Below are 13,527 nucleotides of genomic sequence, written 5' to 3' on the forward strand. Positions count from 1 at the left end.
TTGGAGTGCTTATCTGCTTTTTGGGAGGTTTGATGGCAACGGATATTGCACCTAAGAAGGCATCAGGAGCAGCCTTGGGTGTTGTCGGTATAGCCAGTTATATTGGAGCAGGTATTCAGGATATTCTTAGCGGTCATTTGATCGGGGACAGCAAGACGATAACCTCGGGTGTGGCAGCCTATGATTTTTCATCGATTCAATACTTCTGGATTGGTGCGGCAGCGCTATCAGTCTTATTTTGTGCGATGTTATGGACGGCAAAAAAAAATAAAGAGTAAGTTGAAAGTTTAATTTGTTGATTTGTAGTACTAAGACTTAATCTGACAATTATAGAAATTCTAGAACTGTCAGATTAAGTCTTAGCTATTACATGTTATATTAATAGCCCTATATCCTTTGGCTGAAAGATCCGCAATACTCCTAAATAAGAATAATAAAAAATCTTTGGGGCGAATTCCACTAATCTACTATCTTCCTTTTACGGCGATTTAGGAGCCTTGTATCGCGTGGAAGATGTTATTTTAAGAAAGTATAAGTTTGAAAATTTGAAGCTTGGAAAACGTCTTAGAATAATTGTAATGAAGTTTAGGCTGTTCGCTGGAATTGATTTGTTATTTTTGTAATACTATGAAATTAAAATAAAATATAATGAGCGGAGAAGATAAGAGATTTCAGGTTTTTATAAGTTCTACTTTTAATGATTTAATCGAAGAGCGTGCGGAAGTTACTCAGGCTATAATGGAGCTAAATCATATGCCCTATGGTATGGAAGCTTTCCCTGCTGCTAATGAAACTCAGTGGGAGTGGATAAAAAGAGCCATTAGAGAATCTGACTACTATATTGTAATTATTGGGGGAAAATATGGTAGTGTTAATCCTAAAACTGAAATAAGTTATACCGAAATGGAATACCGATATGCAGAGGAAGTGGGTGTTCCGACTATTGCCTTCCTTGTAGATAGTAGTGTTGATTTGCCTAAAAGTAAAATAGAAACTGACCCCATTAAAGCTGAAAAATTGCAAAAGTTTAAAGATTATATCGAAAATAATAAGCTTCGTAAGTCATATATATCTAAAGAGGATTTAAAATCTAAAGTTATCGTGAGCTTTATGCAGTTGATTAATAGTTGCCCTAGAACTGGTTGGATTCGTGCAAATTCCCTAAAGAACTATACTTCTAATGACGAAGTTATTCAGTTAATGAAAGAAAATGCGGAATTGAAAGCGAAGCTTGCTGAAAAGGGTGCTTATGGGATAGACATTAATTCAATGGCTAAAGGCAAGGATAAATATAAGTTGCAATATGAGACTTTTGACTATTCTTCGAATACTAAGAATGATTCTGAATTAGAGGTTACGTGGGACGAATTATTTCAAGCTATAGGAACAGATTTCTATATGGGAACGACTTCTAAAAAAACTAATGATATAAAATATATTATCTACTCTTATATTAAGTATACAAAAGAAAAGGATATATCTGAATTAAAAGATGAATGCTTAACTAAAGTATTAATACAATTCGAAACTTTAGGTTATTTGCAAAAAGATAAATTTGGATTTTGGAGTTTATCCAGTAAAGGCAAAGAATACTATCTTTCTTTAAATATAATAAAAAATAGATAAGATGCTCTTTTGTTGATAGTTGTAAAATATAGAACTTTCCGCCCCTATATGCGCCCCCTTAAAATAAAGAAGCTCCTAATTCGTTGATAATAAACGATTTCGGAGCTTTCTTTGAGGTTCCTGGCGGATTCGAACCGCCGTAAACGGTTTTGCAGACCGGCGCCTAGCCACTCGGCCAAGGAACCATTAGGCTTTTGCGATTGCAAAGATAAAACAAATTCTCAATTCTGCAAAGCTTTTGAGCCGATCTTGTCGATATTTTATTTCATTTTATCAGCATCTATCTTTAATACAAGAGATAGTTACACTGATAAACAAATACTTATTACTTGCTCATAGCCTCTATTCGTTGAAGAAGAGTAGGGTGCGAATAATAACAAAATACATTCAACGGATCAGGATTTAGATTACTGAGCGATTTTACCGACAATTTTTTGAGTCCGCCGATCAAGGCATCACCCAATCCGAACGAAGCAGCATAAGCATCCGCCTGATACTCGTTGCGCCGACTGAGCAGGTTCATCGTAATGCCCAATACCAACGAAATAGGAGTGAACAGCAGCGAGAAAACCATCAAGCCAATATGAAACGAAGGCTCGTCAGTTCCAAGCGCCATAGCAGCTTCCATATTTCCTAAGAATAAAGAAAGAAGGAACATCAGCACACCCGTATAGGCAATAGATATGAACATACTCATCAGCGTATGTCTATGTTTGTAATGACCTATTTCGTGAGCCAGAACGGCAACAATCTCGTCTGTCGAAAGATCATTGATCAAGGTATCGAACAGAACAATGCGTTTCTTCGAGCCGAATCCCGTGAAATAAGCATTCGCTTTCGACGATCGCTTCGAAGCATCCATCACGTAAATATTATTGATACCGAAGCCTGATTTTCGTCCGAAATCTTCGATCTTGTCACGCAATTCACCGGCTTCCAGCGGAGTCTGTTTGTTGAACAATGGTACAATCAGATTCGAGTAGAAAAGGCTCATAAACAACGTAAAGAATGTCATTATTCCCCATGCGCATAGCCAAGCCCATTCGCCCAAGCTATTATAGAACCAAGTGATGATAGTCAGAATAAGACCTCCCAAGATGATTGTAAGTAAGAGACCTTTCAGCTGATCGAGCCAAAATGTTTTCTTTGTCGATTTGTTGAAGCCGAATTTCTCTTCGATGACAAATGTCGCATAATAATCGAACGGCAACGAGATGATCGAAGATACTGCAAAAAGCACTCCGAAGAAATAGAGTGTCAACAACGTTTCGTTATCAGTATATTGACGCAAAACACCATCCAACCATCCGAATAAGCCACAAACCAGTGCAACAACAAGGAGAACAAAAGACAGAGCCGATGAATAGCGTCCGAAACGACTATTCGTTTTCTGATAAGCTTGCTGACGTGCATATTCTTCCTCGTTGTAGATGCCTTTAAGTTGAGACGGAATCTCGGACGACATCCGCTTGCGGTTGCGATACGATAAGTATTGCGACCAGCCGAAGTCAAGAACTACAATCAGCAGTATAATCGTTAAATACATAGGCATACTTTACACAACTACGCGCGAGAATGGAGCTGCATCCATCGGGCAGAACTCGCCATCCAGGTATTTGAAATACCCCGACATGGCAACCATCGCCGCATTGTCGGTCGTATAACCGAATTTAGGAATGTGAATTTTCCATCCGAAGCGTTTTGCATGATCTTCGAATGCTGCACGCAGACCCGAGTTTGCCGATACACCACCCGCAACAGCCACTTCGTTAATATTTAGGTCTTTTGCTGCTTTACGCAACTGAGCCATCAACACATCAACAACTGTTTTCTGTAGCGAAGCACACAAATCTTCTTTGTTCTTTTCTACAAAGTCAGGATCGTTTTTCAATTCGTCGCGAAGCAGATAAAGGAACGAAGTTTTCAATCCGCTGAAGCTGTAATCGTATCCTTGGATATGAGGTTTGTTGAATTTGAATCGGTCAGGATTTCCCAATTTAGCCAAGCGGTCAACAATCGGTCCGCCCGGATAACCCAATCCCATTACTTTGGCACATTTGTCGAAAGCTTCGCCCGCAGCATCGTCAATGGTTTGTCCTACGATCTGCATATCGTTGTGAGCCTTGATTAGGATTATCTGCGAGTTACCACCCGAAACCAAGAGGCATAGGAATGGATAATTCGGCTGATTCGTATCGTTTTCATCTTCTTTGATGAAGTGAGCCAATACGTGTGCCTGCAAGTGATTGACATCTACCATGGGTATATCGAGCGAAGTTGATAAACCTTTCGCAAACGAGGTTCCCACAAGTAACGAACCCATCAAACCCGGACCGCGTGTGAATGCGATAGCCGTTAGCTCGTCTTTGCTTACTCCGGCTTGTTTCAAAGCTTGATCTACCGTCGGAATAATATTTTGTTGATGCGCACGTGATGCAAGTTCGGGAACTACACCTCCATAGGCTTCGTGTACTTTTTGTGTCGAAATAACGTTCGACAATAGCACTCCGTCACGGATAACGGCTGCTGCTGTGTCATCGCACGATGACTCGATACCTAAAATGACTGTCATTTTATATTAAATATGTAAATTATCAAAAAAACGAAGCAAACATACATAAATCGCGACTAGCTCATACTGAGCTTATACTGTTTTAAAATAGACAAATTTCTTGCCAAGTTTTAAATATTATGATGTAAGTTTGTAATAAAGGAACAAAGTTAAGTAAAAAAAGTTTCTTTGAATCATCTTTTTTAATATCAACGGATTTAAGATTATATGAAATACATTATCCATCGGATTTTCCTGATTGTGCTGATTGCCTCCGCTTCCTCGGGAATAACTGCTCAAAATACGAATGTGCGAATAGCCCGTTTCGATAAAGATTTTTTTCAATATTTAGAGAAAGGCTCGAAGCAGGAAGAACAAAGTCTGAAAAAGAAGTACCCCGATCTGTTGCCTGCATTTTTTCAGATTGCGCAGAACAATAACAATCAGGCTGTCGATTTTGCGACCATGAAGCAATACTTTGCTCATCCCTTACTGAAAACTATTTATCGCGACGAGGTGCGTCTGCTGGCAGATCTAGCTGCGAGCGAAGAGTCGTTGACTGAAGCATCGAAATTGATATCAAGCTATTTTCCGACAAAGAAATTACCACGTTTGGCTATGCACGTATCGGGATTTAAAGAAAATATCATTTATCTGGATACGCTGATTTCTATCTCGGGCGACAAGTATTTGGGTAGCAACTACAAAAACTATCAGCAGTTTTTCTCGGCTAGGGAAAGATTCGGCATGGAGTCGAAAGCTATTGCTCGCGATTTGCTGAAAGCATGGATCATTGGTGGTCAGGTGGTGAAGAAAGATAAAGACGAAAATCTACTTTCGGCAATGATATATGAGGGGAAAATTCTGTTCCTGCTATCAAAATTATTGCCTCATTATAGCAGAGAAGATATCGGACTTTTCATGTCGGCTGATATCGAGCAGTTTGCGAATAACAAAAAACTGATTTGGGATAATATCGTTAAAAATCGTACACTATTCTCGACCGATCGCATGCTGATCTCGGAATTTATCGATGAAAATCCGCGATCGCTACCGATGGCTGGTAAAACTCCTCCGCAAACAGGTGCAATGATAGGGTGGGAGATCGTAGAGCAGTATGCAGCTCAGACGGGAATTACATTGCAGCAAGTTTTGAATGCCGATGCAACAACAATACTGAAAACAGTACGATACAATCCTTAAAAGATCGGATTTCGGCTAAAAGTTATTAACATCCTGTTCAAAACAAAAGTAGATTTTATGCGTTATTTCTTGTATCTTTGTTACCCCGAAACGAAATTTTGAAAATGGCAGACAATAATACCGGTAAAAGGAAATATAATTCGAAATCGAAAGAACAAAATGTCGCACTCAGCGAGATAGGTCGTATTCAGCCACAAGCACGTGAACTGGAATGTGCCGTATTGGGCGCATTGATGCTCGAAAAAGATGCATATTCGCAGATCAGCGATATCTTGAAACCCGAAAGTTTTTACGATCCCATTCATCAGACAATCTACACGGCAATCGTAAGTCTGGCACTACGTCAGGCTCCGATCGATATGTTGACGGTGGTTGAGGAGCTAAAGAAGAAAGGCGAATTGGAATCGGTGGGAGGTGCGGTTTATATTGCCGAACTGACCGAGAAAGTGGCTTCGGCAGCACATATCGATTTCCATGCACGTATCATTGCACAAAAATATCTGGCTCGCGAGCTGATTGGCTTTTCGTCAGATATCACCAATAAAGCTTTCGACGAAACTTCGGACGTTGACGACCTGATGCAGGAAGCCGAAAGTAAGTTGTTCGAGATTTCACAGCGAAACGTAAAGAAAGATGTAACGCAGATCAATCCGGTGATCAAAGAAGCATTGAACTTGCTGGAGATTGCAGCCAATCGTCCCGAAGGACTCAGCGGATTACAGACCGGATTTACCGATCTGGACAAGATCACATCAGGTTGGCAGAATTCCGACCTTATTATCATCGCGGCTCGTCCGGCGATGGGTAAGACAGCCTTCGTGCTTTCGATGGCCAAGAATATGGCTGTTACTTACAACTATCCCGTTGCATTGTTCTCGCTGGAGATGAGTAACGTGCAGTTGGTGAATCGTCTGATTGTGAATACTTGCGAGATACCAGGCGAAAAAATTAAAAATGGTCAGCTGGCATCCTACGAATGGGAACAGCTGGACTTCAAGATAAAAGAACTATACGATGCTCCGTTGTTTATCGACGATACGCCGAGTCTTTCGGTATTCGAACTCCGTACGAAAGCACGTCGTTTGGTTCGCGAACATGGTGTGAAGATGCTTATCATCGACTACCTTCAGCTGATGAATGCAAGCGGTATGCACTTCGGTAGCCGTGAGCAGGAGGTAAGTACCATCTCGCGATCGTTGAAAGGATTGGCCAAAGAATTGAACATTCCGATCATCGCACTGTCGCAGTTGAATCGTGGTGTAGAATCACGTACCGGAGCCGAGGGTAAACGACCTCAGTTGTCCGACCTCCGTGAGTCGGGAGCCATCGAGCAGGATGCCGATATGGTTTGCTTCATTCACCGACCTGAGTATTATAAAATATTCGAAGACGAAAAAGGAAACTCGCTGTTAGGTCTGGCCGAGATCATCATTGCAAAACACCGTAATGGTGCTACGGGCGATGTATTGCTTCGATTCAAAAACGAATTTGCACGTTTCCAGAACCGCGAAGACGACTTCGGTATGGAACGCAATTTCTCGTCGAGTATCAATAGCGCATCACAGCAACCGCAACCGAACGACAGTTTCAATATTGTTCCCGGTATGGATAGCAATGCAACACCATTCTAAAGAGAGAGTAGGGTAGACGCTTTCTTCCGAAAAATATCAGAGTGCGTAATTATTGCCGTGGGTGCGTAATTACGCATTTTTTTACGCACTAAAATAAAAATCGGTTTAATTCTAAGAAGATGAAATAAATAACCTTTGGCAACTGACACTCTTTGCTTCTAGATCCCGCTATTCGAGCAGTTCAAGATATTTTTGAACAAAATAAGCCCAGTCGTCCAGTCTATCATACAGCTGTTTGGCTGCAGGAAGTGGAATCCTGACATCCGGAGCTATACCGATATTGTCAATCGGATTTTTAGGTAAACGTCTGGATCTTGTCATTGGACACCATATTTCATATTTTCCCGAAGGAGTTTTTGTCGGAGTAACATTCGAATAGTCAAGTACTCCTGCTGTATTGTTTTTACCAAATAGTATTACTTTATCGCTTTGTTGTGCTGTCAGCAAGAACTGTTCGGCAGATGAGGCGTTCCCTTCATTTATGATAATTCCGATATTGCGAGGGTTAGGATAAATTGTATCTTTTTGAACTATCTCCTTTATTTTTTTGTGATTGGGATGAATGACATAATCTCCAATGTTTTCTTTCATTGCTTCGATTAAATCAGTAGTCCATTTCATCCATTCCTTCCCTTCTTTTATCTCTCCGTTTTTTATGGCATCTTCGAAATACTTTATGTTCCCTTCTGACGCAAGCCATTCAACTCCTTTAAAAATTATTGGCTTTGTATAGATTATTTTTGCCAGTTCTTGGTAATTAATATCTTGTCCACCTCCATTATTTCTTATATCAATAATTAAGTTAGGATGGTTTATTATCTGATTCCAATTTCTCAAAACAAACTGGTTGCTATAATCTGATCCGAAAGTTGGTATTCTGATATAAAACGTACTATCGCCTAGAGGTGCAGATACAAAATAGGTATTTGATCCATTGGGGTGTTCCGGAATATAGGTTGCTAAAGTAGCTCGATCCAAGATTGTGGAATCAGATGCTCTGACAAGTGCAAAATTGTTGTGTATTTCTAGTATTTTATTCTCTAAATGCAATGATGCTTTAGTTTTCTCCTTCTTCCGACCTTCGATATTCGTATGAATTATTACGTCAAATGTGGAGTCATTTATAGGCTGAAATTCGTACTTGACAAAGCCTTTTGCCATTTGGGCTCTGTTATCCCAGTCTTTGCCTTCGATGGCGACAGCTATAAATTTTTGCTCATCTCTGATAATTGCAAATTCAGCCAAAGCGCTTTCCCATAGACCTTCTAGCGCGGTAGAGTTTTCGAAATTTAACATGTCAGATGTCAATGATATATTTCTGCCATAGCTAGACGTATCTAATACCTTAGGCCTGTTTTGTCCTCGAGCCGATGTTGTGAATGATCTTCTTACATTTAGATGATAATCTTTGAAAAAATCAGTGTACTGTTTGAAATAATACACACAACTGTCGGGATGTTTCTCGATTTTATTTCTCAGTGTTTTTTCCAATTCCATCAACTTCGGAAGATTGTTTTTTGTTATCTTATCACTGTAGCCGGGATAATCTTCTCGAACCTTTTTTACGATATAGTCAAAATCAGTCAAACAGTCTGAACTATTGATTTGTGAAGATATGTGCACGAAAAATGTGGCAAAGAAGAAGATTGCGAATGCTTTTTTCATAGTTTTAAGACGTTTATAAATTCATAAGTACTTTGAGTCTATCTTTCCAATTATTAAGATTTAGGTCATTGAATGTTGTATGGTTTAAGTGGGTGCAATTTACGAAAAAATACAGTACTAAGTCCGATTGTGGAAGCGGATTTGCGACTGATGAAATAAACAGTTAATCTTTTTATTTTTCGTAGTCATCTTTATCAATAAGATAAAACGATGACCGAAACCACAAACACTGCTTTTCTGAAAGCAAAAGAACAACTTGAAAACGATTGCCTGATGGCACTGATGCAAGAACAATCGAAAGCTCTTGTGCAAACTTCTTCTTACGATATCGGTATGTTTCGCGTACGGACAGCCAATCAATGTCTGAGCGATGCCAATGATGCGCCCATTCCGCGCAATCTTTATCATTCACTGGTTTATGAAGGCGAAATAACGCTGATGTTTGCCGACACGGGAGTCGGAAAATCGCTTTTCGCCGTACAGATAGCCAACGAAATAAGCAAGACCGACAAGGTACTGTATATTGATCTGGAATTGTCGGAAAAACAATTCGAGAAACGCTATTCGCAGGAATATACGAATCATTTCCGTTTCAGCAACAATCTCTATCGTGTAGAATATCAACCTTATCTGAGTCTGGCTCTCGAAGCCATCGACTATGATAAGCTGTTCATTCTGTCGCTTCGTCAGATGATCGAAGAATTGGATATCAAGGTCATTATCATTGACAACATGACCAAGCTCATCACTTCGGATACCGACTCGGCAAAGTCGGCAAAGCCGATGATGGATAAGCTTTGCGAGCTGAAGTTCGAGTATGGGCTGACAATGCTCTTGCTGGAACATACACGCAAAAAAGAACTTTATACACCTCTGTCGATCAACGATCTGCAAGGATCGAAGATGAAGACCAATTTTGCCGATGCGGTCTTTTGCATCGGTCGCAGTGCCAAGGGTAAGAACCTGCGCTATGTGAAGCAGTTGAAATGCCGTAGTTCGGAGATTATTAACGACGAAGACAATGTAGCCGTTTTCGAGATTGTGAAAGACGGCTCATTCCTTCATTTCAATTATCTGGAAGACGGACGCGAGGCCGATCATCTCTTTGCGATGGATAGTGCCGAATCAGATCTGCACAATCAGCGTATTGCCGAACTGCGCGATAGGGGTATGTCTAATCGCGAGATAGCCCGACAGCTTGGTTGTTCGGAGGGTAAAGTTCGCCATCGGCTGAAGCGTATGGAGTAGGGGCTCGAAAAAGAAAAAGCCTGTTTGCTTAAGGATGAGCAGACAGGCTTCTTTTTTATTTTGGTTATATTTTATCATCTTTTGAATACTAAAATGTAAGATACATCTGTGATGTTTTCTGATGGATATTTCGTTTTATAAAATCCAGTCAGATCTTCTATGTATTTCTCATAAGGAGGAATTTCCATTATTGATGTTTTTGTTGTACTTCTTGTTTCGCGTATATGATTGTATCTGTGTTCGATATCGTTATATGTTAGATATAATGAAGTGATATTTTCTAAATGTTCGAAGCGAAAAGGTCCGCCGAAGCGTATATCTTCGCTGTCGGGAGTGCTACTAACAGCAAATAATCCTTTCCCTGATTCGGTATATTTCATTGTTATGAAATTGTTTGTGATAAGATTGGTTAGTTTGATGTCGGCCTCTATTTCTGCTTTTATCTCTTTGCTGACTTCATTGTTTATTATTAATTCGGATTCACTTATTTCATATTTATCAATAGCTGTATTGATAATGACATTTAGCTTAGCCATATTCCCTAATCCATCTGTAACAGTGATAACGCACTCACCTTCTTTTAGTACTATAAAATGCAGGTCTCGGTAATCGTACGATTCTATTGGCGAAACTTCTATTGATGAATCTTCAATTACTTCTTGATCGGATGAAGTAAACTTGTAATTGCCATTTCCACCTTTGATCGATACGAATAAGATTGATGTGCCAATTGATCTGGTATTTGTTGTAATCTCGTTTATCTTTTTAGGATCGAGATCAAATGTATAAAAACCAATAGAGTTGTTGTCGTCATTGTCGTCACAAGCTACGCCCACAAAAAGCATGGATAGGCAAAACAAGAATAATGTAAGATTTCTCATGAGTTTTAGATTTTGGTTATATAAGGTATGATGCTTGAAGTTCGAAGAATGTTGCATCGGCATGGTAATTTTTTTGAAAATTATATTCGATAAGCTTCAATGAAAAAAGCCTGCTATCCTTTAGAAGGGTAATAGGCTTTGATTTTATTCTGATGTTATTCACCAAATTTATATATTGTAACTTTCAATGTTGCTGTATTGCCTTCACTGTCAGATACGGTGATTGTTGTTTCACCTAATGCCAATGGTTTGAAGTAGAAAAAATAAGGATAATCAGGTGATTTAGTGGGTACTGCGCTTATTGATGAATTGTCTACAACACTCTGGTTGGATGATTTGAATGAAAATGTACCATCTCCGCCTTTAATGTATGCATAGGCTGTAAGATTACCAATGTCATAGTTGCCTATTGATACCTCAGTTGTCTGATCGGGATGTGCCGATATGCCTATTTCATAAAAAATAATTTTTTTCTTGTCATCATCATCGTTGCAAGCATTGAAGCTGATGAGTACAAATAGTATTGGAAGTAGAATTACTAAAATTTTTTTCATGATAAAAAAATGATAAGTTAAATTGTTTATCCGATAAAAGGAGCATCAGAAAAGACCTAAGGCGTAATATACTTCTGTGATGTTTTCAGCCGGATATTTTGCCTTGTAATGATCTGTCAGATCAATGCCATAATGTCTGCTGCTGATTTTCCAGTCCATGTTGCGTATTCTATCGTCGCAAAGGCTGTAAGAACGCGTTTGTCCGTCATAGATCAAACTCAGTGTTTCGAGGTAATCATATTCGTTCTTCTTTTCGAGAAATGTGCCTTTGAAGCGCAATGTAGATGGAGCATCATCTTCGATATAACCCTCGTTCATGATGTCAGAGCCGATATGTGCAACGAAATTACCCTCTAATTGGCCCGTATAGGTACGGCGCATCTGATTGTAAGGAGATAGATGATTTTCTGCTATGTCGGTTTCGATTTCCTTGCGAACCGATTGGCTGACTTCATCGTTCATTATTACTTTCGATTCTAAAATTACTGAGTTCGAGGTAGAAGTATTGACAGTCACTTGCAATTTTGCCGACAGACCTTTGCCATCCGTAACGGTTATGATTGTGCTCCCTTCTTTGAGTGGAGTGAAGAATATAAATTTGCGTTTGTCGGACTCGTAAAAGTCGACATAAATAGACGAATTATGAATGACTTCCTGATCAGAAGATTGGAACGTATAATTACCATCGCCACCTCTTATTTCGACAGAGGGCTTCTGTGTGTTGAAGTTACGACTGTATGCGATGAATCCGTTAGTCTCTCTAGGCTTTGGTTTGGTAAGTGGAGTGGTATCGTATTCGAGTGCCGTGTAGAAGCGAATAGTACCATCGTCTTTATCTTCGCATGAATTGAAACTAATGATAATGAGAAAAACAATAAGGGATACGAAATATTTTTTCATAGGTCTTGGATTTGATTGTATAAAATTATGATGCAATAGGGTCCGATATAGTTGCATCCATAGTGTTAAAAATATTAATTTCTAAAGTTATGAAAAAAGGAATAAACAGAAAACTATTTTTCTTATGAGTATGAATAAAAAAAGCCTACTATCCTTTAGAAGGGTAATAGGCTTTGATGTTTTGTAGGGATGCTAATTTTATTTTACAGAAGAAAGTAAAACACCGAAAGAAACTTCGGTAATATTTTCGGTCGGGTACTTTGCTTTGTAATATTCAGTCAGGTCTTCGCCAAACTGAAGTCCCGATGTACTAGTTGCTTTAGTGTCAGTTTCTTTTTTGTATGGCATCTTATATTTATGTGTCTGTCCGTTGTAGGTCAAAATCATTGTATGTCCGCTGGGACTTGCATCTTCGAGAAGAAATGTGCCATCGAAGCGTTTGTCTTTAGCTTCGGCGTTGTTGAATATTGCAAGATCGCCTTGACTTAGACCTCTATATGTAAGGTGTATGGAGTTGTTTGCTTGCAAATTATTCTCTTCCAGATCGGCTTCAATTTCAGATTTGATATCTTGGCTGACTTCGTCATTGATAATAAATTGAGTACTCAGTACGTTATATTTCTGCGAAAAAATGACGACTATAACTCTAAGAACAGCAGTGTTGCCAGCTTTGTCAGTAGCGGTAATTGTTGTTTCACCTTCGTTGAGTGCAGTGAAATAAATAATATTCTGCTTCGAAGGTTCGTATAGTTTCAATTCTATAGAAGCATCCTCAATCACTTCTTGATTCGAAGACTTGAACGTGTATTTTCCGTCACCTCCCTTGATATATGCCAGACCGAAACTCTGATCTATGTAACGGCTAGGTATACTGATCTCTGTGATCTTTGCTGGTTTTTCATCCAAAGAATAAAAATGGATAGACTTGTCGTCATCGTTGTCATCACATGCATTGAAGCAGGTAATTGCGATAAGGGATAACAATAATAATGTAAGTTTTCTCATAATAAGTAAAATGTTAATGTATTAGGTGTTTTGAATATTCGTTTCGTAAAAGTAAGACTATTCAGTAAATACTAGTTGTAAATTATGTTAACTATTTATTATATTAAGGTATTAGCTTAATAATTAATCTTTATTTGTAATCGTACGCCGTATACCCCAGTGCGTAAAAAATGCGTAATTACGCACTCACGACAATCGTTACGCAGTGGCAATAAGTTAATAAAATACTAATTTGCTAGCAGACCGAATATTAAGTGTGTTAA

Annotated in this window: 11 protein-coding genes, 1 tRNA gene and 1 pseudogene; 5 read left to right on the top strand and 8 right to left on the bottom strand. The window is 39.1% G+C overall.

Annotated features, from left to right (window positions below; genetic code table 11):
- Together C1A06_RS04835 and C1A06_RS04840 are read left to right on the top strand one after the other, a co-directional pair.
- Positions 1-278 (top strand): annotated as a pseudogene (locus C1A06_RS04835) (MFS transporter); the annotation flags it as partial.
- 370 nt (positions 279-648) lie between these two features.
- Positions 649-1,626: a DUF4062 domain-containing protein gene (locus C1A06_RS04840; protein WP_101689117.1), complete on the top strand. Its 978-nt coding sequence runs from the start codon at positions 649-651 to the stop codon at positions 1,624-1,626.
- 114 nt (positions 1,627-1,740) lie between these two features.
- Here the strand turns inward: C1A06_RS04840 and C1A06_RS04845 are convergent.
- From C1A06_RS04845 to tsaD, 3 genes are all read right to left on the bottom strand, one after another.
- Positions 1,741-1,811: transfer RNA gene (locus tag C1A06_RS04845), tRNA-Cys, on the bottom strand.
- A gap of 140 nt (positions 1,812-1,951) precedes the next feature.
- Entirely contained in the window at positions 1,952-3,172 is a 1,221-nt protein-coding gene (locus tag C1A06_RS04850) for a M48 family metallopeptidase (protein ID WP_306346013.1), read from the bottom strand.
- A gap of 9 nt (positions 3,173-3,181) precedes the next feature.
- Positions 3,182-4,198 (bottom strand): tRNA (adenosine(37)-N6)-threonylcarbamoyltransferase complex transferase subunit TsaD, encoded by a 1,017-nt coding sequence (gene tsaD / locus C1A06_RS04855; protein WP_101689119.1) that lies wholly within the window; start codon positions 4,196-4,198, stop codon positions 3,182-3,184.
- A gap of 207 nt (positions 4,199-4,405) precedes the next feature.
- Here tsaD and C1A06_RS04860 point away from each other — a divergent pair, with 207 nt between their 5' ends.
- Together C1A06_RS04860 and dnaB are read left to right on the top strand one after the other, a co-directional pair.
- The gene (locus tag C1A06_RS04860; RefSeq protein ID WP_101689120.1) at positions 4,406-5,380 is read left to right on the top strand and encodes a gliding motility protein GldB-related protein; all 975 of its coding nucleotides are present in this window, start codon (positions 4,406-4,408) and stop codon (positions 5,378-5,380) included.
- A 104-nt stretch (positions 5,381-5,484) separates the two neighbouring features.
- A complete protein-coding gene (dnaB, locus tag C1A06_RS04865; protein WP_101689121.1) occupies positions 5,485-7,011 on the top strand; it encodes a replicative DNA helicase in 1,527 nt (508 codons plus the stop codon).
- Between the two features lie 168 nt (positions 7,012-7,179).
- On the opposite strand, the gene C1A06_RS04870 is transcribed toward dnaB, so the two are convergent.
- Entirely contained in the window at positions 7,180-8,676 is a 1,497-nt protein-coding gene (locus C1A06_RS04870; RefSeq protein WP_101689122.1) for a S41 family peptidase, read from the bottom strand.
- A 210-nt stretch (positions 8,677-8,886) separates the two neighbouring features.
- Between C1A06_RS04870 and C1A06_RS04875 the strand changes: the two genes are divergently transcribed.
- Complete coding sequence (locus C1A06_RS04875; RefSeq protein ID WP_101689123.1) at positions 8,887-9,924, top strand: AAA family ATPase; 1,038 nt, start codon at positions 8,887-8,889, stop codon at positions 9,922-9,924.
- 74 nt (positions 9,925-9,998) lie between these two features.
- Here the strand turns inward: C1A06_RS04875 and C1A06_RS04880 are convergent, their stop codons facing one another.
- From C1A06_RS04880 to C1A06_RS04895, 4 genes are all read right to left on the bottom strand, one after another.
- Entirely contained in the window at positions 9,999-10,805 is an 807-nt protein-coding gene (locus C1A06_RS04880; RefSeq protein WP_145996340.1) for a hypothetical protein, read from the bottom strand.
- Positions 10,806-10,960: 155 nt separating this feature from the next.
- The gene (locus C1A06_RS04885) at positions 10,961-11,359 is read right to left on the bottom strand and encodes a hypothetical protein (RefSeq protein WP_101689125.1); all 399 of its coding nucleotides are present in this window, start codon (positions 11,357-11,359) and stop codon (positions 10,961-10,963) included.
- A gap of 45 nt (positions 11,360-11,404) precedes the next feature.
- Complete coding sequence (locus C1A06_RS04890; RefSeq protein WP_101689126.1) at positions 11,405-12,259, bottom strand: hypothetical protein; 855 nt, start codon at positions 12,257-12,259, stop codon at positions 11,405-11,407.
- Between the two features lie 198 nt (positions 12,260-12,457).
- Positions 12,458-13,264 carry a hypothetical protein gene (locus C1A06_RS04895; protein WP_101689127.1) on the bottom strand — a complete coding sequence of 269 codons (807 nt, stop codon included), beginning with the start codon at positions 13,262-13,264 and terminating at the stop codon, positions 12,458-12,460.
- Positions 13,265-13,527: the final 263 nt, after the last annotated feature.

The organism is Dysgonomonas massiliensis (genome assembly GCF_900240225.1).
GTDB lineage: Bacteria > Bacteroidota > Bacteroidia > Bacteroidales > Dysgonomonadaceae > Dysgonomonas > Dysgonomonas massiliensis.